This window comes from Streptomyces sp. ICC4, from assembly GCF_003287915.1.
GTDB lineage: Bacteria > Actinomycetota > Actinomycetes > Streptomycetales > Streptomycetaceae > Streptomyces > Streptomyces tritrimontium.
Window position 1 is genome coordinate 3,682,152 of sequence record NZ_CP030286.1, and the last position, 21,925, is coordinate 3,704,076.

General features: G+C 71.8%; 19 protein-coding genes and 3 tRNA genes. 10 read left to right on the top strand and 12 right to left on the bottom strand.

The features are described 5' to 3' along the window. Window positions 1–26 precede the first annotated feature (26 nt). The 6 genes from DRB89_RS17145 to DRB89_RS17170 all read right to left on the bottom strand — a co-directional run bounded on the left by DRB89_RS17145 (window position 27) and on the right by DRB89_RS17170 (window position 6,688). Window positions 27–734, bottom strand: coding sequence for a hypothetical protein (locus DRB89_RS17145; RefSeq protein WP_112450412.1), 708 nt, complete (start codon window positions 732–734; stop codon window positions 27–29). Window positions 735–749: 15 nt separating this feature from the next. Continuing rightward, a complete protein-coding gene (locus DRB89_RS43000; protein ID WP_162688612.1) occupies window positions 750–1,490 on the bottom strand; it encodes a hypothetical protein in 741 nt (246 codons plus the stop codon). Further along, on the bottom strand, window positions 1,474–2,919 hold the full coding sequence (locus tag DRB89_RS17155) for an AI-2E family transporter (RefSeq protein ID WP_112450414.1): 1,446 nt from the start codon (window positions 2,917–2,919) through the stop codon (window positions 1,474–1,476). Before DRB89_RS17155 ends, DRB89_RS43000 begins: the two co-directional genes overlap by 17 nt. 139 nt (window positions 2,920–3,058) lie before the next feature. Further along, on the bottom strand, window positions 3,059–3,775 hold the full coding sequence (locus DRB89_RS17160; RefSeq protein WP_204358065.1) for a transglycosylase SLT domain-containing protein: 717 nt from the start codon (window positions 3,773–3,775) through the stop codon (window positions 3,059–3,061). Between the two features lie 396 nt (window positions 3,776–4,171). After that, on the bottom strand, window positions 4,172–5,488 hold the full coding sequence (locus DRB89_RS17165) for a PhoH family protein (RefSeq protein ID WP_112450415.1): 1,317 nt from the start codon (window positions 5,486–5,488) through the stop codon (window positions 4,172–4,174). 426 nt (window positions 5,489–5,914) lie between these two features. Then, complete coding sequence (locus DRB89_RS17170; RefSeq protein ID WP_112450416.1) at window positions 5,915–6,688, bottom strand: isoprenyl transferase; 774 nt, start codon at window positions 6,686–6,688, stop codon at window positions 5,915–5,917. Between the two features lie 128 nt (window positions 6,689–6,816). Between DRB89_RS17170 and mgrA the strand changes: the two genes are divergently transcribed. From mgrA to DRB89_RS17200, 6 genes are all read left to right on the top strand, one after another. Then, a complete protein-coding gene (gene mgrA, locus DRB89_RS17175) occupies window positions 6,817–7,854 on the top strand; it encodes an L-glyceraldehyde 3-phosphate reductase (protein WP_112450417.1) in 1,038 nt (345 codons plus the stop codon). A gap of 489 nt (window positions 7,855–8,343) precedes the next feature. Further along, window positions 8,344–8,940, top strand: a complete 597-nt coding sequence (locus DRB89_RS17180) for a hypothetical protein (RefSeq protein ID WP_204358144.1) — start codon at window positions 8,344–8,346, stop codon at window positions 8,938–8,940. A gap of 60 nt (window positions 8,941–9,000) precedes the next feature. Then, on the top strand, window positions 9,001–10,254 hold the full coding sequence (purD, locus tag DRB89_RS17185; protein WP_112449203.1) for a phosphoribosylamine--glycine ligase: 1,254 nt from the start codon (window positions 9,001–9,003) through the stop codon (window positions 10,252–10,254). Between the two features lie 300 nt (window positions 10,255–10,554). After that, a complete protein-coding gene (locus tag DRB89_RS17190; RefSeq protein ID WP_112449204.1) occupies window positions 10,555–12,186 on the top strand; it encodes a hypothetical protein in 1,632 nt (543 codons plus the stop codon). 188 nt (window positions 12,187–12,374) lie between these two features. Continuing rightward, entirely contained in the window at window positions 12,375–13,859 is a 1,485-nt protein-coding gene (locus tag DRB89_RS17195) for a N,N-dimethylformamidase beta subunit family domain-containing protein (RefSeq protein ID WP_112449205.1), read from the top strand. Between the two features lie 87 nt (window positions 13,860–13,946). Continuing rightward, window positions 13,947–14,849, top strand: coding sequence for a phosphoribosylaminoimidazolesuccinocarboxamide synthase (locus DRB89_RS17200; RefSeq protein ID WP_112449206.1), 903 nt, complete (start codon window positions 13,947–13,949; stop codon window positions 14,847–14,849). Between the two features lie 92 nt (window positions 14,850–14,941). Here the strand turns inward: DRB89_RS17200 and DRB89_RS17205 are convergent. The 6 genes from DRB89_RS17205 to DRB89_RS17230 all read right to left on the bottom strand — a co-directional run bounded on the left by DRB89_RS17205 (window position 14,942) and on the right by DRB89_RS17230 (window position 17,689). Further along, a tRNA-Gly gene (locus DRB89_RS17205) sits at window positions 14,942–15,014 on the bottom strand. A gap of 22 nt (window positions 15,015–15,036) precedes the next feature. Then, entirely contained in the window at window positions 15,037–15,648 is a 612-nt protein-coding gene (locus DRB89_RS17210; protein ID WP_112449207.1) for a response regulator transcription factor, read from the bottom strand. Next, window positions 15,645–16,886, bottom strand: coding sequence for a histidine kinase (locus DRB89_RS17215; protein WP_112449208.1), 1,242 nt, complete (start codon window positions 16,884–16,886; stop codon window positions 15,645–15,647). The genes DRB89_RS17210 and DRB89_RS17215 overlap by 4 nt, the downstream gene beginning before the upstream one ends. A gap of 173 nt (window positions 16,887–17,059) precedes the next feature. Then, window positions 17,060–17,132 (bottom strand) — tRNA-Gly (locus DRB89_RS17220). 81 nt (window positions 17,133–17,213) lie between these two features. Next, a tRNA-Gly gene (locus DRB89_RS17225) sits at window positions 17,214–17,285 on the bottom strand. An 86-nt stretch (window positions 17,286–17,371) separates the two neighbouring features. After that, entirely contained in the window at window positions 17,372–17,689 is a 318-nt protein-coding gene (locus DRB89_RS17230) for an Lsr2 family protein (protein WP_112449209.1), read from the bottom strand. Between the two features lie 356 nt (window positions 17,690–18,045). On the opposite strand from DRB89_RS17230, the gene purS reads away from it, so the two are divergent. The 4 genes from purS to DRB89_RS17250 all read left to right on the top strand — a co-directional run bounded on the left by purS (window position 18,046) and on the right by DRB89_RS17250 (window position 21,902). After that, a complete protein-coding gene (gene purS / locus DRB89_RS17235; RefSeq protein ID WP_008740952.1) occupies window positions 18,046–18,297 on the top strand; it encodes a phosphoribosylformylglycinamidine synthase subunit PurS in 252 nt (83 codons plus the stop codon). A 2-nt stretch (window positions 18,298–18,299) separates the two neighbouring features. Beyond that, a complete protein-coding gene (gene purQ, locus DRB89_RS17240; protein ID WP_112449210.1) occupies window positions 18,300–19,004 on the top strand; it encodes a phosphoribosylformylglycinamidine synthase subunit PurQ in 705 nt (234 codons plus the stop codon). Continuing rightward, a complete protein-coding gene (gene purL, locus DRB89_RS17245) occupies window positions 19,001–21,250 on the top strand; it encodes a phosphoribosylformylglycinamidine synthase subunit PurL (protein WP_112449211.1) in 2,250 nt (749 codons plus the stop codon). Before purQ ends, purL begins: the two co-directional genes overlap by 4 nt. A 112-nt stretch (window positions 21,251–21,362) precedes the next feature. Further along, window positions 21,363–21,902, top strand: coding sequence for a hypothetical protein (locus DRB89_RS17250; protein WP_162688613.1), 540 nt, complete (start codon window positions 21,363–21,365; stop codon window positions 21,900–21,902). Window positions 21,903–21,925: the final 23 nt, after the last annotated feature.

A 21,925-nucleotide genomic window follows, 5' to 3' on the forward strand; every position in this document is an offset into this window, starting at 1 on the left:
CGCTGCCGCTACCGCTACCGCTACCGCTACCGCCGCAGCTTCGCCATCAGCGCCCGCACGTCCTCGATCATCGCCGCGTGGACCGCGTCCTCGTCGACGCCCGCGCCGGTGTCTCGGGGCTCGCCCGGGGCCGCCCGGTACCACTCCACGGTGATCGTGAAGACCGCCGCCCCGTCGAGCACCATGAGCCGCTCGCCGCCGCTCCCGTAGAAGCGGTCGAGCACCGCCCGGTCGCCGAGGCCCGCCACCTCGCGGCGCTCCGCCAGGTCCAGCCGGGTCCCCGGATCCATCGCCGGGCCGGTGGCGAACTCCTCCCCGGGGCCGCCCTTCTTGTGCAGCTCGACCAGCACCTGGGCCCCGTACATGACGGACCCTTCCTCGTAGCGCATGTCGGCCCCGCAGTACGCCCAGTCCCGCGCGGGGTGCGCGCCCTCACTGCTCTGGAATCCCTCGAAGCCCTGGCCCACGGCCTGGCCGAGCACCTCGAAGCGGGTCTCCTTGCACAGGTCCGCGGAGTGCCGGTAGCCGATGCGCGGTGCACCCGCGAGGCCGTCCTGCGCGGCGAGCGCGCCCGCCCACACCGCCGAGACCGCCACCGCCCCGCCCAGCGCCCACCGCCACGGTGTGCGCGGGCCCCGCGCCCGCTCGCGCGGACCCTCCGACTCCGGGACCGCGCCGCCCGGCCGCCCCGCGGTCTCCCAGTCCCCCTCGACCATCTCCGGCTCGCCGATCATCTCCCCGCCCCCCGACTAGCCGCGCAACACCTTCATCAGCGTGTGCATGTCGTCGATCATCGCAGCCTGGAGCGCGTCGGTGTCGGGCTTCGGCGGCTCCGGCAGGGGCCCTTCGCCCTCGACCACCCGGCCGTCGTCCCCGGTGTCCGTCCACACCGAGACGTCCATGGTGAACACCGCGCCCCCGTCGAGCACGGTCAGCCGCCACCACTTGCCGTACTCCGCCTCCGTGATCAGGGCCCGCTCGCCGAGCCCCGGCACCGAGCGGGGGTCCGACCGGACCGTCCCGATCCAGCCGATCCCCCCGGGATCCGCGCCGAACTCCGGGGCGGGGTCGGTCAGCTTGTGCAGCGTCACCGAGACCTGGACCTCGTACGCGAGCGAGGGCGCGGCCGGGGGTTCCTGCGAGCCGCCGCGCGGTGTGCTCAGCATGCAGAGCGCCTGGTCCACGCCCGGGTGCTCCCAGAGCCTCGGGGTGTACTCCCATCCGGCGGTCTCGGCCAGCCGGGCCAGTGCGGGCAGCTTCGCCTCGTCGCACAGGCTCATCGGCAGCGCGTACCGCAGCGGCGGCCGGCCGTCCTGCGGGGCCACGGCCCCCCAGGCTCCCGCCCACAGCGCGGAGGCGAGCAGGGCCCCGCCCAGCGCCCACCGCCAGGGCCGGCGGAGCGGGCCCGGGCCCTCCTCGTAGGCCTCGGGCAGCCCGGGGGGCTCCGGCGAACCGGAGCTCCCGCCGTCGAACTCAGGCTCGGTTATCACCTGTTCGCGTCTCCCCCATGTCGGAAGGAACCGGGCTGCCCAGGGCCGTCGCCCCGTGCGGCGCGGGGCCGACCGGGGCGATCCCGTGGTGGAACTGCTCGCGGGAGTAGGCCCGCAGGTAGCCGACCACCGTGTTGGTGACGGCGACCAGCGGGACGGCGACCACCGCTCCGCCGATGCCCGCGATCAGGCCGCCGGCCGCCACCGACAGCACCACCGCGAGCGGGTGGACGCGTACCGCCCGGCCCAGGATGAAGGGCTGGAGGACGTGCCCCTCGATCTGCTGCACCGCCAGGACCACCAGCAGCACCATCAGCCCGATGAACGGCCCCTGGGTGACCAGCGCCACGACCACGGCGAGGGCGCCGGAGATCACCGCGCCGACGAGGGGGATGAAGGCGAACAGGAAGATGAAGACGGCGAGCGGCACGGCCATCGTGACGTCGAGGAAGTACAGCCCGAGGCCGATGAAGATGGCGTCGATCAGCGCGACGAGGACCGTGCCGCGCACGTACGCGGTCAGCGTGCGCCAGGCGCGCGGACCGGCGCCGGCGACGCCGGGGCGGGCGGCCGCGGGGAGCAGGCCCAGGGACCAGGTCCAGATGCGCTTGCCGTCGTAGAGCAGGAAGAGCGTGGAGAACATCGCGAGGAGCATGCCCGTCAGCACTTCGACGAGGACCGTCACGCCCTGCAGGCCGGCGGAGGTGATCTGCTCGGTGTTGGTGCCGATGGTCTCGCTGAGGTTCTTCGCGATGTCGTTGATCTGCTTCTCGGTCACGTGGAACGGACTGTCCAGTGCCGCGAGTTTGAGCTCGTTGATGCCGTCGCGGAGCCGGTCGGAGAGCTGGTCTAGGTTGTCCATGACCTGCCAGACCACGAACCACCCGACGAGCCCGATGACCACGAAGCCGAGGATCGCGGTGCCGGCGGTGGCCAGCCCGCGCGGCATGCCGAGGCGGCGCAGTCGGACCACGAAGGGCTGGAGCATGGCCGTGACCAGGAGGGCGGCGGCGAAGGCGAGGACGACCAGGCGGACTTCGCTGATCACCCTCATCAGGATCCAGACCATCCCGGCGAGGAGCAGCAGCCGCCAGCTCGCCTCGGCGGCCACGCGCAGGCCCCACGGGATGACGTCGACCGGTTCGGGGCGGACCGGGGCGGAGTGGGCCGCGGCGGGGGCCTGCGCGTGCCCGCCGCCCGTGGGCTCGGACGCGCCGGGCGCGGAGGCCGCGGCGCCGGGGACTCCGGGCCCCTCGGCGGCCGTGGAGCCCGCGGCCGCGGTGGTCGCGCGGCCCGCGGGGCGGGCCGGCAGGTCACCGAGGTTCCCGGAGGTCTCGGCCTCGACTTCGGCGCGGCGCTCCGCGAGTCGCGCCTCCACGCGGCTCAGCCTGTTCCCGAGCCGGCCGATCCATCCTGCCGTCTTCGCCATGTCGTTCCCTTCCCCCCGCTCCGCACCGCACCGCATACCCGGACACACCTCGAAAGACCGTACACGCGCGGAGCCCCGCACCGTAGGACGGTGCGGGGCTCCGCGGGGTTGAGGCGCGGGTGCGCCTCGCATGCCGTGACTAGTACCAGCCGTTGGCCTGGTGGAAGTTCCAGGCTCCGCACGGGCTGCCGTAGCGGACGTTCATGTAGTTCAGACCCCACTCGATCTGGGTGGCGGGGTTGGTGCGCCAGTCGGCGCCGGCCGAGGCCATCTTCGAACCGGGCAGGGCCTGGACGAGGCCGTAGGCGCCCGAGGACTTGTTCACGGCCAGGTAGTTCCAGGTCGATTCCTGGTTGATGATCTTGGAGAAGCACTGGAACTGCCCCGCCGGGACCATCTGCTGGGCGATGGCCTTGACCTGGGCGACCGTGTAGGAGCTCTGGGGCGCGAAGTCGGCCCCGTCGCGGGAGGCGGAACGGCTGGCAGCCTGGTCCTTCTCGTCGCGCTCCTTCTTCGCCTTCTCGTCGGCGGCCTTCTGCGCGTCGGCCTTCTTCGCCTTGGCGTCCTGGGCGGCCTGGACGCGGGCGGACTCCTCCGCCGAGCGCTTGGCGTCGGCGTCGGCGGCGTGGGCGATGGCGTCGGCCTGCTGCGTCAGGGACGCGTTCTGGACCTGAGCCTGGTCGCCGACCGGGATGTCAGTGAGGAGAGTCGTCCCGGACGCGGTCGTCTCGAGATCGTTCGAGGCGGGGTCGCCGGTGGCAACGCCCACGACTGCGCCGACGGTGGTGACCGCCGTGGCCGAAGCCACAGCGAATCCCCGAACCGAGATCCGGCTCACACGGTGTCCTTCCAGCAGCGTCCGCAGTGACCGGGCGGGCGCAAGAGTGCCCCTCGACACTGGCCTCCATGATGGTTCGGTCACTGGAGACGCGGGCCCGTGGGCGACTCCCTCGCGGGAGTGCCTCGTGTTGCTCCGGGCGGCATACGGCGATCAGTTGTGGAGTTAGTGGTGCTGCGCGCATCTCACGGGAGATACAGGTGTGCCGTATGCGGGGCCTGACGGAAAACAGACTCTGCCGGACCTCGACGCCGCAGGGCAATTCTCCGTTGCGTGGGAAAGGTCACACCAGGCACGTCACCGTTGTTTTCGCCAAAGCCCTGTGCACGAAGGCGCCGCCCGGCTAGGCTCCTGGGCCTTTGCCGGGCGGCGCCAACTCGCCTTCCCGCTATGGGGTTTTTACCCTTTTTCGAACTACAGGGTCTCCAGCATCTCGGTGACGAGCGCGGCGATCGGGGAGCGCTCCGAGCGGGTGAGCGTGACGTGCGCGAAGAGCGGATGCCCCTTCAGCTTCTCGACCACGGCGACGACTCCGTCGTAGCGGCCGACCCGCAGGTTGTCCCGCTGGGCCACGTCATGGGTCAGAACGACCCGCGAATTGGCCCCGATCCGGGACAGAACGGTCAGCAGGACATTGCGCTCCAGCGACTGCGCCTCGTCCACGATCACGAAGGCGTCGTGCAGCGAACGGCCCCGGATGTGCGTGAGCGGCAGGACTTCCAGCATCCCGCGGTTCAGCACCTCCTCGATGACCGCGCGCCCGGCGACCGCCGAGAGGGTGTCGAAGACGGCCTGCGCCCACGGGCTCATCTTCTCGGAGGCGTCCCCGGGCAGGTAGCCGAGGTCCTGGCCGCCGACCGCGTACAGCGGCCGGAAGACCATCACCTTCTGATGCTGCCTCCGCTCCAGGACGGCCTCCAGGCCCGCGCACAGCGCCAGCGCCGATTTTCCGGTGCCGGCCCGGCCGCCCATCGAGATGATCCCGATCTCCGGATCGAGCAGGAGGTCGAGCGCGATCCGCTGCTCGGCGCTGCGGCCGTGCAGTCCGAAGGCCTCCCGGTCGCCCTTGACGAGCCGTACGTTCCCGTCGGCGGCGACCCGGCCCAGCGCCTTGCCACGCTCGGACTGGATGACCAGCCCGGTGTGCACGGGCAGTTCCGCCGCCTCCGGTACGTAGAGGCGCTCCTCGGAGTAGAGGAGGTCGACCTGCTCCCCGGAGAGCGCCAGCTCGCTCATGCCGGTCCAGCCGGCATCGGTGATGGCGAGCTCCGCGCGGTACTCCTCGGCCATCAGCCCCACGGAGGAGGCCTTGATGCGCAGCGGGAGGTCCTTCGAGACGACCGTGACGTCGTATCCCTCGGCCTGCAGATTGCGGGCGACCGCGAGGATCCGCGAATCGTTGTCCCCCAGTCGGAAGCCGGCGGGAAGGACGCTCTGGTCGGAGTGGTTGAGCTCGACACGCAGGGTGCCGCCCAGATCGCCCAGCGGGATGGGTGCGTCGAGGCGTCCGTAGCGAACCCGGAAGTCGTCGAGCAGGCGCAGGGCCTGACGGGCGAAGTAGCCGAGTTCGGGATGGTGCCTCTTTGCCTCCAGCTCGGTGATCACCACGATCGGGAGCACGACCTCGTGCTCGTCGAAGCGGGTGATCGCGTTGGGGTCTGCCAGCAGGACGCTGGTGTCGAGGACGTAGGTCCGCCTGTCGGGCAGGCGGCTCTTTGTGCTGGTCACCACGGAAGGACGTACCCCCTCGGAAGAGGTCGGGCCATGAAGACCGGACCGGTCATCGGCACCCATGCGCGGGCCGACTCCCGGCCCTCCACTCCGTCCGTGCGAACCGCACGCTCGTCCTGGTGCAAAGGGCCTCCCGGGCGGACGACCCCATGCCGTCCGCTGAGACTCGACACCCGTGGATCGGGCATCGACCTGCAAGGGGTATTCCCCGATTGGGACCGGCCATGCCATGGCATATGACGGACGCTCGGTGAATCCCTGGTGAAGGCCTTGCGCGCAGGGGCCCCGAAGCGGCGCAGCGGCGTACGGGAGCACGGGGACGGCGCGCCGCGGACGGGTCCGGGCGCGCCGTGAGGTGCCGAGGGGGTATCAGAGATTCGCAGGTCAGGTGCCGTACGACGGCGTGCCCGGGACCCGCGGGAGGGCTCAGGAGCCGTAGCGCCGGTGGCGGGCCGCGTAGTCGCGCAGGGCCCGCAGGAAATCGACCTTGCGGAAGGCGGGCCAGAAGACTTCGCAGAAGTAGTACTCGGAGTGCGCGCTCTGCCACAGCATGAATCCGGACAGCCGCTGCTCGCCGCTGGTGCGGATCACGAGGTCCGGGTCGGGCTGGCCGCGCGTGTAGAGGTGCTCGGCGATGTGGTCGATGTCGAGGATCTCGGCGAGCTCCTCGAAGGAGGTGCCCTTGGTGGCGTGCTCCAGCAGGAGCGAGCGGACGGCGTCCGCGATCTCCTGGCGGCCGCCGTAGCCGACGGCGACGTTGACGAGTATCCCGTCGACTCCGCGGGTGGCCTCCTCGGCCTCCTTCAGGACGTTCTGCGTCCCGGCGGGCAGGATGTCGAGGTTGCCCACGTGGTGGACCCGCCAGCGGCCGTCGGCGGCGAGGCCGCGGACCGTGTTCTCGATGATGTTGAGCAGCGGGCGGAGCTCGACCTCGGGCCGGTCCAGGTTGTCCGTGGAGAGCATCCACAGGGTGACGACCTCGACGTCCGTCTCGGTGCACCAGCCCAGCATCTCGGAGATCTTGTCGGCCCCGGCCTGGTGGCCCTGTTCCGTGGTGCCCCCGGACGCCTTCGCCCAGCGGCGGTTCCCGTCCAGAATGACGCCGATGTGCTTGGGCGTCTCGTCATGGTCGATGCGGCCTTCCACCCGGCGTGCGTAGAGCCTGTACACAGGACGGCGTACCAGGTCGCGCAGCTTCACGATCTTCCAGCCCCTCCGAGCGATTCCCCCGATGCGGAATGCGGTCCCCCCAGGTCCGCCACATTACTGCGCGGCGGGATCCGGTACCCAACTCGGTCCTGTCACAAGTCCGTGATAGGGAGGACAACGTGACTGAAAACAATCCCTATCGGGCAGAGCCCGCGCGCTACGACTCCATGGAGTACCGGCGCACCGGCCGCAGCGGCCTCAAGCTCCCCGCGATCTCGCTCGGCCTCTGGCACAACTTCGGCGACGACGCGTCCCTGGAGTCCCAGCGGGCGATCCTGCGGCGCGCCTTCGACCTCGGCGTCACCCACTTCGACCTCGCGAACAACTACGGACCGCCCCCCGGCTCGGCCGAGCTGAACTTCGGCAAGATCTTCGCGCAGGACTTCGCGTCCCACCGCGAGGAGCTGGTCCTCTCCACCAAGGCCGGCTACCTGATGCACGCGGGTCCGTACGGAGAGTGGGGCAGCCGCAAGTACCTGCTCGGCTCGCTGGACGCCTCGCTGAAGCGGATGGGCGTCGACTACGTCGACGTCTTCTACTCGCACCGCTTCGACCCGGAGACCCCGCTGGAGGAGACCATGGGCGCGCTCGCGTCCGCGGTCCAGCAGGGCAAGGCGCTGTACGTGGGCGTGTCCTCGTACACCGCGGAGCAGACGGCGGAGGCGGCCCGGCTGCTGCGGGAGATGGGCGTGCGCCCCCTCATCCACCAGCCCTCCTACTCCATGATCAACCGCTGGACGGAGGAGGACGGCCTGCTGGACACCCTGGAGGAGGCCGGCATGGGCTGCATCTCCTTCGTGCCGCTCGCGCAGGGCCTGCTCACCGGCAAGTACCTCAAGGGCATCCCGGAGGGCTCTCGGGCCACGCAGGGCAAGTCCCTGAACCCGGACCTGCTGTCGCAGGACGTCGTCCGCCGGCTGAACGGGCTGAACGACATCGCGGCGCGGCGCGGCCAGACGCTGGCGCAGCTGGCGCTGAACTGGGTGCTGCGGGACGAGCGGATGACGTCGGCGCTGATCGGCGCTTCGAGCGTCAAGCAGCTCGAGGAGAACGTGGCTTCCCTGTCCGGCGCACCGCTGTCGGAGCAGGACCTGAAGGAGATCGACTCCTTCGCGGTGTCCACCCCCGGCGCCAACATCTGGGCCCAGCGGGGCTGACCTGCGGATTCGCCCGCCGTGCCCGGGGCATGAAAAACGGGCCGGTCCGTGGGGGGGATACGGACCGGCCCGAGGGGGGGGTTCCACCATAACCCTTCGTAAAGCCCGCTGCGTGCATTGCCGCGACACGATTACCCTCCGAAGTCACCCGGCAGCACTCAGCTGAGCCGAAACCGCCCCCCGAGGCCTTGTGGGGCCCGGGCGGAGCCCCCCGGGCGGCCCCGCCCGGCCGTACCCCCCAAGAGGGACCCCGGGTCCGGGCGCGGCCTTGACGCCGCGGGCCCCGGCGGTGCCGCCGGGGAGCCGCTGCGGGCCGGTTCGGCGCCACTGCGGACCCGCTCCGGGGCCTACGCTGGCCGGCATGCGGATCAGGGGGCACTGGCGCGACGGTGGGGCCACGCCGGGCCCGGATACACATCTCCGGGCACACGAGGTGGGCAGGAATCTAGGATGCCGTCTTCTGCTTGAACCGCCGCCCCGTCCCCCGGCATGGCCGCCGGCGCCGGACAGATCCAGGCGATGTGGCCGGCCGTCCTGGAAGCCGTGAAGAACCGCCGCCGCTTCACCTGGATCCTGCTGAGCCAGAACGCCCAGGTCGCCGGGTTCGACGGCACCACCCTCCAGCTCGGCTTCCCCAACGCCGGGGCCCGCGACAACTTCGCGAGCAGCGGCAGCGAGGACGTGCTCAAGGCGGTCCTCGCCGAGCAGTTCCAGGTCAACTGGAAGATCGAGGCCGTGGTCGGCGCGGGCACGGGGCCGCTAGCGCCCGTGTCCGCCTCGTCCTACGGCGCTCCGCCCGCTCCCGCCTACAACCCGCCGCCGGCCCAGCACGCCCCGGCGCCGCAGCAGCAGGACCAGCACGGGCAGCAGCAACAGTCGCAGCAGCAGCCGCCGCAGCAGTCGTACCAGCAGCAGCCCCAGCACCAGCAGCAGCCGCCCGTCCACCAGGCGCCCCCGCCGGTCGCCCCCGAGGACGACGTTCCCGAGGACGACGACCCGGACCTCGTGGACAGCGCGCTGAGCGGGCACGAGCTGATCGTGCGCGAGCTCGGGGCCACCGTTGTGGAGGAATACACGAACGACTAGGGGGTCCGATTTGGGTGCCCGCACGAAGGGCACCCCCGGGTCCGGGCTAGGCTGCACGACGTGAAGGTCCTCGTCATCGGCGGCGGCGCCCGCGAACATGCCCTGTGCCGCTCTCTGTCCCTCGATCCCGACGTCAACGCGCTGTACTGCGCCCCAGGCAACGCCGGCATCGCCGAGGTGGCCGAGCTCCGCCCCGTCGACGCCCTCGACGGCGAAGCCGTCGCCCGCCTCGCCACCGAACTCCGCGCCGACCTGGTCGTCGTCGGCCCGGAGGCCCCGCTCGTCGCCGGCGTCGCCGACGCCGTGCGCGCGGTCGGCATCCCCGTCTTCGGCCCGTCCGGCGAGGCGGCGCGGCTCGAGGGCTCCAAAGCCTTCGCCAAGGACGTGATGGCCGCGGCCGGCGTCCCGACGGCCCGCAGCTACGTGTGCACCACCCCCGACGAGGTGGACGCGGCCCTCGACGCCTTCGGCGCCCCGTACGTGGTCAAGGACGACGGCCTGGCCGCCGGCAAGGGCGTCGTGGTCACCGACGACCTGGCCGCCGCCCGCGCCCACGCGCTCGGCTGCGACCGCGTGGTCATCGAGGAGTTCCTCGACGGCCCCGAGGTCTCCCTCTTCGCCATCACCGACGGCGTCACCGTGCTGCCGCTCCAGCCCGCGCAGGACTTCAAGCGCGCGCTCGACGGCGACGCGGGCCCGAACACCGGCGGCATGGGCGCCTACTCCCCGCTCCCCTGGGCCGACCCGAAGCTGGTCGACGAGGTCATGGCCTCCGTCCTCCAGCCCACCGTGGACGAGCTGCGCCACCGCGGCACCCCCTTCTCCGGACTGCTGTACGCCGGCCTCGCGATCACCTCGCGCGGTGTCCGGGTCATCGAGTTCAACGCCCGCTTCGGCGACCCCGAGACCCAGGTCGTCCTGGCCCGGCTGCGCACCCCGCTCGCGAGCGTGCTGCTGGGCTCCGCGAACGGCACCCTGAGCACCCTGCCCCCGCTCAGCTGGCGCGAGGACGCGGCCGTCACGGTCGTCATCGCCTCCCACAACTACCCGGAGACCCCGCGCACCGGGGACCCCATCGAGGGTCTGGCCGAGGTCGCGGAGCAGGACGCCCCGGAGGCGTACGTCCTGCACGCCGGGACCCGGCTCGAAGGCGACGCGGTCGTCAGCGCGGGCGGGCGCGTGCTGTCGGTGACGGCGACCGGTTCCGATCTGGCGCAGGCCCGTACGAGGGCGTATAAGGCCGTCGCGCGGATCAAGCTCGACGGCTCGCAGTACCGCACGGACATCGCCGAAAAGGCGGCGGAGGGCCGTTGATCAGCGGAATTCCACGGACGCGGGCCCGGTGCGCACTCGGTGCGGCCGGGCCCGCGCGCATGCTCGCGTACGAGTGCATCCAGCCGCGTTCGAACGCACCCACCTTTGCCCAAAGCCATTCCATCGGGTGATCGTCACCCGGTCTGCCTGACGTCCGCGTCCGCCCCAACTATGGTGCGGCGCAAGCATTCCGGCTCTCATTCCGGCACTTGGCCCACCGGCATTGCGATGTCAGTGGGCGGTGTCACAGTGGGGGAGTGAGCAACGCAGCAGCAAGGCAGAGGGGGGTGAGGTCCGGTCGTGTCCGGAACCGGTTCGATCGCTGAAGTGGGCACGCCGTCCGCGCGTTCCCGTGCCTTGGCCGTGCTGCGCGTCCGCAGCCGGGCCCTGGCCCTCGGGCTGCTGCCCGCCGCCTTCGCCGTGGTGCTGGTGAGCGCCCGGATGACGGGCCGCCTGGCCGGTGACCCCTGGCCGGCGGTGACCCTCGGCGTGTGCGCGTTCGCCGCGCTCGTCCTGCTCGTCGGCGGGATCTTCGCCGCCGTCGTCCTGCGGGCGAGCCCCGCCATGACGCCGACGGTGCCGCTGTCCGAGGCCGCCGCCCCCGATCTCTACCGGCTCGTGCGGGACCTGGCGGACCGGATGGACGTCCCGGCGCCCTCCGCGATAGCCCTGACGCCCGACTGCGACAGCTGGCTCGAGGACCGCACGCACGCGGCGCACCGCCGCGCCCGCACCCGCAGGGCGGTCGGGTCCGGCGCGGCACCCGGAACCGGACTCGCCGGACCTTCCGCACCCGAGACCGAGCCGGGCGCCGCCCCGGTGCTGGTGATCGGCTCGCCCTTCCTGTGGTGGATGCGCGTCGCCGAGCTCCGCGCCGTGCTCGCCCCCGTCGTCGCCGGCACGGGCCCGTCCGCGCACCCGGACATAGCCGACGCGCGCGGATTCGTACGGGGCCTCGATGCCGCCGTGGACGTGGGCAACGGCCGGTTCCTCGGCTGGATCGCCGCCCCCGCCCGGCTGCTGCTGCGGCTGTGCCGGGTGGACGCCGCCGAGATGGAGCGCGGGGTCGCCGCCGCCGCCTCCGAGCGTGCACAGGGTGTGGACTACGGGCTGCGCATCGTCGCCCAGGAGCAGGTCGGGCTGGCGTACGCCGGCTGGGACCGGCTGCTGACCCGCGTCGCGCTGCCCGCCTGGCGGATGGGCCGCTGGCCCGCCCGCCTCGACGCGGGGGTCGTCTCCGCGCTGACCGAGCTGTCCCGGCGCGACCGGCTGGCCGACGGGTTCACCCCGCGCCTCGGCGAGCGCCCGGCCTGCGATCTGCTGGAGCAGCCCGGAGCGGTGGACGAGGCCGCCTCGCTGCTGGCCGCGCGGCTGTTCCACGGCGGTCCGGCCGAGGCCGGACCGGACTGGTCGCCGGTGGACTGGGCGGAGTATCCGGAGGAGGTCGTCGACCGCAAGTGGCGTACGGAGGCCGCGCGGCTGCTCGCCGCGCTGGACGCGCTGTCCGCGCCGTCGGGGCCCGCCGCTTCCACCGTGCAGCGGGTGCTGTCGTACCTCACGGACGGTGGCGGCGAGGCGCTGGCGGGGCGGCTGAGCGGAGACGTCGCGCGGGAGACCGCGCCGGCCGCCGCCGATGCGGGGGCGCGGGGAGCCGACGCCCTGCCGCTGTTCCCGCTGGAGGCGCCGCGCAGCGGTCGCGACCTGCTGGCGGACCACGTGGTGGCGCTGGTGTCCTGCGCCGCGGTGGACTCCGCCGGGGCGGCGCCGGGGCTGGACTGGCTGGACGGTCCGGTGCTGCTGGTCGGCGGCGCGCGCCGGGCGGACCTCGCGCCCCGGGTGCTCTCGCTCGTGGAGGACGGGGACTGCGCGCCCCTGCGGGACTGGCTCGCGGAAGTGGGCGTACGGCCGGAGAAGCCGGTCCGGCTGGTGTAGCCCGGCCGGAGTCCGGCCGGGCTCCGGCCTGCGGCCACCGGCACCGCACGGCCAACGCCCCGCCATCGCTCCCCGCACGAAACTCTTTGATCGCTGAATTTTTAGCGACGAACGGTGACGGAGTGCGTGCGTTATGTGATGTGCTGGGACCGGTCGCGGCGTTCGGGGGAGCGAGGGAGGGGAGCGGTATGGGTGCGGAGCAGATCCGGCGTTGGGAGTCAGGTGCGCTCGCGCACGCGGTGACCGACCCCTTCGGACAGGGGCCGCTGCCGTGGTTCCGGGGCAGCGAGCTGTACTACGACGACAACGGGCAGGTCGTGCCCTGGTACGTCGACCCCGCCGTCGCCGCGGGGCCCGGGCAGATCCCCCGCGCCCGGGGCAACGGCGGCCCGCGCACCGCGGACGACGTGCACCGGCAGATCAAGGGGTTCAGCTCCACCGGCGCCGTCGCGCCCGGTGAGGCCATCGACTTCCACATCACCGTGGACCCGCCGCAGCAGTTCTCCGTCGACGTCTACCGCATCGGGCACTACGGCGGTGACGGCGCCTCCAAGATCACCACCAGCCCGCGGCTCTCCGGCATCGTCCAGCCCGCGCCCCTGACCGCCGACCGCACCGTCTCGTGCCACCACTGGTGGCTGTCCTGGCGGCTCCAGGTCCCCTCGTACTGGAGCGTCGGCGCCCATGTGGCGGTCCTGACGACGGCCGACGGCTACCGCTCCCACATCCCGTTCACGGTGCGGGACGACCACCCGGCCGATCTGCTGCTCCTGCTCCCCGACATCACCTGGCAGGCCTACAACCTCTACCCGGAGGACGGCCGGACCGGCGCCAGCCTCTACCACGCCTGGGACGAGGACGGCCGGCTGCTCGGCGAGCGCGACGCCGCCATCACCGTCTCCTTCGACCGCCCGCACGCCGGCGCGGGCCTGCCCCTGCACGTCGGCCACGCCTACGACTTCATCCGCTGGGCCGAGCGCTACGGCTACGACCTCGCCTACGCCGACGCCCGCGACCTGCACGCCGGCCGCATCGACCCCACCCGCTACCGCGGCCTCGTCTTCCCCGGCCACGACGAGTACTGGTCCGCCCCGATGCGCCGCACCGTCGAGCGCGCCCGCGACCACGGCACCTCGCTCGTCTTCCTCTCCGCCAACACCATGTACTGGCAGGTCGAGCTCTCCCCCTCGCCCTCCGGCGTGGACGACCGGCTCCTCACCTGCCGAAAACGCCGCGGCCCCGGCCGCTCCAGCCTCTGGCGCGAAGTGGACCGCGCCGAGCAGCAGTTGCTCGGCATCCAGTACGCGGGGCGGGTCCCCGAGCCCGCGCCCCTGATCGTGCGCAACGCCACGCACTGGCTGTGGGACTCCACCGGCGCCGCCGAGAACGACGAGCTGCCGGGCCTGGTCGCGGGCGAGGCCGACCGCTACTTCCCGCGCACCCAGCTCCCCGAGCACCAGAGCCGGATCCTGCTCGCCCACTCCCCGTACGAGGACGGCGAGGGGCACCTCCGCCACCAGGAGACCTCGCTCTACCGGGCACCGAGCGGCGCGCTCGTCTTCGCGTCCGGAACCTTCGCCTGGTCCCCCGCCCTGGACCGCCCCGGGCACGTGGACGAGCGTGTCCAGCGGGCCACCGCGAACCTCCTCGACCGCATCTGCAAGAGGGACTGACCCGGCCCGGCCGGACCCGTTGTCCCCGTTCGCGGAGCGGTGCGGGAGAATGGGCCGCGCGCTCGTACAGAACCACAGGGAGACACCGTGCCCGGATTCGTCGAAAAGCCCGAGCCGGTGCAGGTGCCCGGCCTCGTCCACCTCCACACCGGCAAGGTCCGCGACCTCTACCGTGACGAGGACGGCCATCTCGTCATGGTCGCCAGCGACCGCATCTCCGCCGCCGACTGGGTGCTGCCCACCGAGATCCCGGACAAGGGCCGGATCCTGACCCAGCTCTCCCTGTGGTGGTTCGACCAGCTCGCCGACCTCGTCCCGAACCACGTCATCAGCACCGAGCTGCCCGCCGGCGCCCCCGCCGACTGGGCCGGCCGCGCCCTGGTCTGCCGGAACCTCGACATGGTCCCCGTCGAGTGCGTGGCCCGCGGCTACCTCACCGGCTCGGGCCTCGCCGAGTACGAGAAGACCCGTACGGTCTGCGGACTCGCCCTGCCCGAGGGCCTGGTCGACGGCTCCGAGCTGCCCGCCCCGATCTTCACGCCGGCCGCCAAGGCCGAGGTGGGCGAGCACGACGAGAACGTCTCCTACGAGGAGGTCGCGCGCACCCAGGGCGCCGAGACGGCGGCCCTGCTGCGCCAGAGCACCCTCGCGGTCTACGGCCGCGCCCGGGACATCGCCCGCAACCGCGGGATCATCCTGGCGGACACCAAGTTCGAGTTCGGTTTCGACAAGGACGGCGCCCTGGTCGCCGCCGACGAGGTGCTGACCCCGGACTCCTCGCGCTTCTGGCCGGCCGACCTGTGGGAGCCGGGCCGCAGCCAGCCGTCCTTCGACAAGCAGTACGTCCGCGACTGGCTGGCCTCCCCGGCCTCCGGCTGGGACTCCAAGGGCGAACTGCCGCCGCCGAGCCTGCCCCAGGCGGTCGTGGACCAGACCCGCGCCAAGTACGTCGAGGCCTACGAGCGGCTCACCGGCCAGACCTGGGTCTGAGCCGGCCGGGACATCGCGAAGGGGCCCCTGTCCCGGGGCCCCGGAAACGGGAGAAGCCCCCGGTCCGAGGACCGGGGGCTTCTTCGTTACAGAGCGGACAACGCGACTCGAACGCGCGACATCCACCTTGGCAAGGTGGTGCTCTACCAACTGAGCTATGTCCGCATGCGCCGTAACGCGAGACCTACTATACCCAACCCCGCTCCCTCGCGAGACGCACTGCCGTGTGCCGGTTTTCGGCGCCCAGCTTCGACGCCGCCGAGGACAGGTAGTTCCGCACCGTCCCCTGCGACAGCGAGGCGCGCTCCGCGATCTCCGCGATCGGTGCCCCGTCCCCGGCCAGTTCCAGCACCTCCGCCTCGCGCGCGGTCAGCGGGGAGTCCCCCGCGCTGATCGCGTCGGCCGCCAACTCCGGGTCCACGTAACGGCCTCCCGCGTGCACGGTCCGGATCAGCTCGGCCAGCCGCTGGGCCGAGACCGTCTTCGGCGCGAAGGCCCGTACGCCGGCCTCCAGGGCCCGCTTGAGGTGCCCGGGGCGGCCGTGGCTGGTCACGATCATGGTCTTGCAGCCGGGGAGTTCGGCCCGCAGGGATGTGGCCACGCTCACACCGTCCGCCCCGGGCATCTGGAGGTCCAGTACCGCCACGTCGGGCCGGTGGGCCCGGGCCATCGCGAGCGCCTCCGGCCCCGAGGCGGCCTCCGCGACGACCAGCAGATCGTCCTCCAGGCCCAGGAGTGCGGCGAGCGCGCCCCGGATCAGGTGCTCGTCGTCGGCCAGCAGTACGCGTACCGGGTTCATGCCCGTGCCTCCTGTCGCATCGGCCCGGCCGGGCCGGGAATCTCGGCGCGCAGCCTGAACCGGCCGCCGCCCACCGGACCGGCCTCCAGCGTGCCGTCCAGCGCCGCGAGCCGCTCCCGCAGCCCCGCGAGTCCCGAGCCCGGGGGCCCGGCCGGGGCCTTGGGGGCCCCGTCGTTCTCCACCACCAGCGTGAGCGCGCCCGTCCGCTCCTCGGCGGTCAGCCGGATCACGCAGCTGCGGGCGTCGCCGTGCCGCAGCACGTTCGTCGTCGCCTCGCGGACCACCCAGCCGAGCGCCGACTGTGCCTCCGGGGGCAGGTCGCGGTCCGTCTCGAACTCGACCCGGCAGTCCATCCCGGCCGCGCGCAGCACCCCGCGCGCGCCTTCCAGCTCCACGGCGAGGTCCGCCTCCCGGTAGCCGCGGACCACGTCGCGGACCTCCTTCTGGGACTCCTGGGCGATCCGCTGCACCTCGATCATCTGGTCGACGGCCTCGGGGCGTTCGCGCCGGGCCAGCTGCACCGCCAGCTCGCTCTTGAGGGCGATCACCGCGAGGTTGCGGCCCATCACGTCGTGCAGGTCGCGCCCGAAGCGCAGCCGCTCCTCGGCCACGGCGAGCTGCGCCTGGACCTCGCGGGCGCGGTCCAGCTCGTGCACGGTGTTGAGCAGCCAGCCGGAGAACCCGCAGGCCGCGCAGAAGAAGGCGCTGCTCAGCAGCACCCCGACGGCGAATCCGGCGGACTCGCCGGTCGGGATGCCGAAGGCGAGCGCCGCCACCGAGGCGCCGGCGGCCGCGACCGGGGCGACGTAGCGCATGTGCCGGACCTCGCGCATGCACAGGACGAGCGTGCCGCTGGTGAAGCAGGTCATGCCGACGACGAGGGTCGGGGCCACCGTGGGGCCGCCGTCCCGGCCGGCCGCGCGCAGGGCGAGGACGGCCAGCACGGCGGCGCCGGTCAGGGCGGTGGTGACGGCCGCGAGCCGGGTCGGCCGCTCGCGCCGGTCCACGATCCAGTCCAGCGCGCGGGACGAGAGGAAGCCGACGAGCACGGAGTGCGCGCACACGAGGAGGAAGAGCGGGAGGGCGACCGCCGGCGAGGCCTTTCCCTCCATGGAGCCGAGCGCGGCCAGGCCGATGGAGAAGATCTCGACGAGCACGAAGAAGTGGAACGACCAGCGGGTGTACAGCTCGACCTTCCCCGCGCTGCTGCGGTTCTTCCACCAGCCGGTGAGTTTCATGGCCCCAGTCTCGCGGCCGCCGGGCCGTCCCGGCCATGACACATGTCATCGGACTTCGGACTTCGGACTTCGGCCGAACCTGAAGGCGAACCCGAAGGCGAACCCGAAGGCGAACGACGGCGATCCGGAATACGACAAAAGCCCCGGTCGATGACCGGGGCCTTTGTGCGCTGAGCGGACGACGCGACTCGAACGCGCGACATCCACCTTGGCAAGGTGGTGCTCTACCAACTGAGCTACGTCCGCATACTCACCACAGCACGAAGTGCCGTGCGATGCGTGCATCACTCTACCTGATCCACAACCGTGGTCGGTAATGCGTTGCAGAGCGGGTGACAGGAATCGCACACTGCGCCTTCCCCCTGGAAGGGGGATGTTCTGCTACTGAACTACACCCGCACGACTTCGGGGTTCGGCTTGCGGCCGCGCCCCTTGGCGTGATCCACACACTAGCGGACCGGTAGGGGTGGATGGCAAATCGGCTCTCAGTGAGCGGCGTTGTACTCCTCGTAGACCTTCTTGGGGATGCGGCCGCGCGGCGGGACGTCGAGCTGGTTGGACCGGGCCCAGGCCCGGACGACCGCCGGGTCGGGGGCGATGGCCGTGTGCTTGAAGGCCTTCCCGGAACGCGCCTGGCGCCGGCCGGCCGCCACGAACGGGGCCAGGCCCTTCCGCAGTTTCTTTGCGTTGGCGACATTGAGGTCGATCTCGTACGTCTTACCGTCCAGAGCGAAGACGACCGTTTCCACCGCTTCTCCACCGTCGATGTCGTCGGAGAGCGTGACTACTACGCGCTGCGCCACGGATATCGGTCCCTTCGTGCGGCGCCGGCTCCCCGCTGACATGCGGGGACGGAGCTGTGCTGCCGCCTGTGTGGATGTTTCGGAGCAATGCAACTTTCCGGTCCCGTTGCGCCGCGGAAAATGCCGACACATCGGAGGAATCCTTTGTACCCCGATTCCCATTGCATTGCGAAGCCCAGTTAATTCTCTCCGCGTGTCCCGCCGCAATGCCGGGTACGTGGTTTTCCGGTGGATTTTGCGAAGCGTTGGTGAAGCCGAAACGGCCCGGTGATCGGATCCGAAGCCTATCTACCCGCGTAGAAATTTCGGCCGGGTACGCTGAGGGAACCGCCTTCGCACCAACCACCTCATCGGGAGTGCCAGTGGCACGCGTCGTAGTCGACGTCATGCTCAAGCCGGAGATCCTCGACCCCCAGGGCCAGGCGGTGCAGCGTGCACTGCCGCGCCTGGGCTTCGAAGGGATCGCCGACGTCCGCCAGGGGAAGCGCTTCGAACTGGAGGTGGAGGGACCGGTCGACCAGGCCGCCCTCGACCGCATCCACAAGATGGCCGAAACCTTCCTCGCCAACACCGTCATCGAAGACTTCACCGTGAAGGTCGAGGCCTGACGGTGACCACTCGCATCGGAGTCGTCACGTTCCCCGGAACGCTCGACGACCGTGACTCGCTGCGCGCCGTGCGCCTCGCGGGAGCGGAGCCGGTCTCCCTCTGGCACCGCGACAAGGACCTCCACCAAGTCGACGCCGTCGTCCTCGCGGGCGGCTTCTCCTACGGGGACTACCTGCGCGCCGGAGCCATCTCCCGGTTCTCGCCGGTGATGGAGACGATCATCGAGCAGGCCAAGGGCGGCATGCCCGTCCTCGGCATCTGCAACGGCTTCCAGATCCTCACCGAGGCCCACCTGCTGCCGGGAGCGATGCTCCGCAACAACCACCTGCACTTCATCTGCCGCGACCAGAAGCTGCGGGTCGAGAACGCGGAGACCGCGTGGACCGGCGACTACACCGCCGGCCAGGAGATCTCCGTACCGCTCAAGAACGTGGACGGCCGCTACGTGGCCGACGAGCGGGTGCTGGACGAACTGGAGGCCGAAGGCCGAGTGGCCTTCCGTTACGTCGTCCGCGGCGAAGCCGCTGATGGATGCGGTAACCCGAACGGCTCGCTGCGCGACATCGCCGGCATCACCAACGCCGCGGGCAACGTCGTCGGCCTCATGCCGCACCCCGAGCACGCGGTCGAACCGCTGATCGGGACGGGCCGCACCGACGGCCTCCCGTTCTTCACGTCGGTCCTGAAGAAGCTGGTCAGCGCATGAGCCTCGACACCGTCAAGAACGCCACCGAGACCCCGGACGCCTCCCAGCCCTGGAAGGAACTCGGCCTCAAGGAGGACGAGTACGCCCGGATCAAGGAGATCCTCGGCCGCCGTCCCACCGGCGCCGAGCTCGCCATGTACTCGGTCATGTGGTCCGAGCACTGCTCGTACAAGAGCAGCAAGGTCCACCTGAAGCAGTTCGGCGAGAAGGTCCCGCCGAACGACGCCATGCTCGTCGGCATCGGCGAGAACGCCGGCGTCGTCGATGTGGGCCAGGGCTACGCGGTCACCTTCAAGGTGGAGTCGCACAACCACCCGAGCTACATCGAGCCCTACCAGGGCGCGGCCACCGGCATCGGCGGCATCGTCCGCGACATCCTCGCCATGGGCGCCCGCCCGATCGCCGTCGTCGACCCGCTGCGCTTCGGCGCGGCCGACCACCCCGACACCAAGCGCGTCCTGCCGGGCGTCGTCGCGGGCATCGGCGGCTACGGCAACTGCCTCGGCCTGCCGAACATCGGCGGCGAGGTCGTCTTCGACGCCTGCTACCAGGGCAACCCGCTCGTCAACGCCGGCTGCATCGGCGTGATGAAGCACGAGGACATCCACCTCGCCAAGGCCTCCGGCCCCGGCAACAAGGTCATCCTCTACGGCGCCCGCACGGGCGGCGACGGCATCGGCGGCGTGTCCGTGCTGGCCTCGGAGACCTTCGACGACACGAAGCCGACCAAGCGTCCGGCGGTCCAGGTCGGCGACCCCTTCCAGGAGAAGCTCCTCATCGAGTGCACCCTGGAGATCTTCAAGGAGAAGCTGGTCGCGGGCATCCAGGACCTCGGCGGCGCCGGGCTCTCCTGCGCCACGTCCGAGCTGGCCTCCGCCGGTTCCGGCGGCATGCGCGTCGAGCTGGACACCGTCCCGCTGCGCGATGCGACGCTCTCGCCCGAGGAAATCCTCATGAGCGAGTCGCAGGAGCGCATGTGCGCGATCGTCGAGCCGCAGTACGTCGACCGCTTCATGGAGATCTGCGAGAAGTGGGACGTCATCGCCACCGTCATCGGTGAGGTGACCGAGGGCGAGCAGCTGGAGATCTTCTGGCACGGCGAGCTCATCGTGGACGTGCCCCCGGGCACCGTCGCCCACGAGGGCCCCACCTACCACCGCCCCTACGCGCGCCCCTCCTGGCAGGACGCGCTGCAGGCGGACGACGCGGGCAAGCTGCCGCGGCCGCAGACCTCCGAGGAGCTGCGCGCGCAGGTCCTGGCCCTGGTCTCGTCGCCGAACCAGGCCTCGAAGTCCTGGATCACCGACCAGTACGACCGCTTCGTGCAGGGCAACACGGTGCTCTCGCAGCCCGAGGACGCCGGCATGGTCCGCATCGACGAGGAGACCAACCTCGGCGTCGCGATGGCCACCGACGGCAACGGCCGCTTCGCCAAGCTCGACCCGTACACGGGCGCGCAGCTGGCGCTGGCCGAGGCGTACCGCAACGTCGCCGCGACCGGCGCGAAGCCGCTGGCCATCTCCGACTGCCTGAACTTCGGCTCCCCCGAGGACCCGGACGTCATGTGGCAGTTCGCCGAGGCCACCCGTGGTCTCGCCGACGGCTGCTTCGAGCTGGGCACCCCGGTGACCGGCGGCAACGTCTCGCTCTACAACCAGACCGGTGACATCGCGATCCACCCGACCCCGGTCGTGGCGGTCCTCGGTGTGATCGACGACGTCAACCGCCGCACGCCGATGGCGTTCGCGGAGGCCGGCCAGCTGCTGTACCTGCTCGGCGACACCGCCGAGGAGTTCGGCGGCTCCGCCTGGTCCGAGGTCGTCCACCAGCACCTGGGCGGCATGCCGCCCAAGGTGGACCTGGGCCGCGAGAAGCTGCTCGGCGAGATCCTGATCTCGGCCTCGCGCGACGGCATGATCGACGCCGCGCACGACCTGTCCGACGGCGGCGTGATCCAGGCGCTCACCGAGTCCTGCCTGCGCGGCGGCAACGGTGCGCGGATCGTGGTGCCCGAGGCCCTGGACGCCTTCACCTTCCTCTTCTCCGAGTCGGCGGGCCGGGCCATCGTGGCCGTCCCGCGCAGCGAGGAGCTCCGCTTCACCGACATGTGCGGTGCGCGGGGCCTCCCGGCGGCCCGGATCGGTGTGGTGGACGGCGAGGAGATCGAGATCCAGGGCGAGTTCACGCTCCCCCTGGCCGAGCTCCGCACCGCCCACGAGGGGACGATCCCGGGGCTGCTGGCCTGACCCGGCGTTTTTCGAGCCCCCGTCCGGAACTGTTCCGGGCGGGGGCTCGTCCGTTCCGGCAAGGAGCCCGCACCGACGGCGGTGGCGGAGCCGGCGGGGGAACGGGGTCCAGATGGAGCAGGGTCGGGGTCGATGGCTGCTCAGGGCCGGGATGCCGGTGATCGTGGCCGCCGTGGGGGTGGGCGGCTGGTTCCTCTACGACAACTCCGGGGACCGCGCGCGGAGCCGGGCGGAGATCATCGAGAACTGTCAGGGACTGGTCGATCCGGATGCGGTGATGGGGTTCGGCACGCCCAGGGTGGAGGCGGGCGCCACGGGGGACCAGGCGTGCGTGCTGCTGCGTGAGGGGACGTTCGAGGGCCAGAGGCAGATGGACGAGTTCGCCTCCGTCGCGGTGGTGGCCTCCAAGGACGCCGAACCGGGCGGAAGCCGGTTCGACTACGGGACCTTCAGCGTCACGGCGATCGCGAAGTGCGCCGACCCGGCCGGGTCCGGCGGAGTGACCGCCCTGCGGGCGACCGCAGCCGGCGAGGGCGACGGCCGGGGCAGCAGGGGGCGCGGCTTCCTGTCGGGGCTGGCCCGCGAGGCGGCCGTGCGCGCCGCGGCGAAGGCGGGCTGCGAGACCAGCCTGCCCCCGGCCCCGAAGGACTGAGGTGCGCCGCCCGGCCGGTCCGG

Bases quoted from the DNA above. Each gene is read 5' to 3' on its own strand.
- DRB89_RS17145 (WP_112450412.1), bottom strand. From the start codon at position 734: ATGATCGGCGAGCCGGAGATGGTCGAGGGGGACTGGGAGACCGCGGGG.
- DRB89_RS17155 (WP_112450414.1), bottom strand. From the start codon at position 2,919: ATGGCGAAGACGGCAGGATGGATCGGCCGGCTCGGGAACAGGCTGAGC.
- DRB89_RS17180 (WP_204358144.1), top strand. From the start codon at position 8,344: ATGGCCGCCGGCGCCGGACAGATCCAGGCGATGTGGCCGGCCGTCCTG.
- DRB89_RS17195 (WP_112449205.1), top strand. From the start codon at position 12,375: ATGGGTGCGGAGCAGATCCGGCGTTGGGAGTCAGGTGCGCTCGCGCAC.
- DRB89_RS17210 (WP_112449207.1), bottom strand. From the start codon at position 15,648: ATGAACCCGGTACGCGTACTGCTGGCCGACGACGAGCACCTGATCCGG.
- DRB89_RS17215 (WP_112449208.1), bottom strand. From the start codon at position 16,886: ATGAAACTCACCGGCTGGTGGAAGAACCGCAGCAGCGCGGGGAAGGTC.
- purL (WP_112449211.1), top strand. From the start codon at position 19,001: ATGAGCCTCGACACCGTCAAGAACGCCACCGAGACCCCGGACGCCTCC.
- DRB89_RS17250 (WP_162688613.1), top strand. From the start codon at position 21,363: ATGGAGCAGGGTCGGGGTCGATGGCTGCTCAGGGCCGGGATGCCGGTG.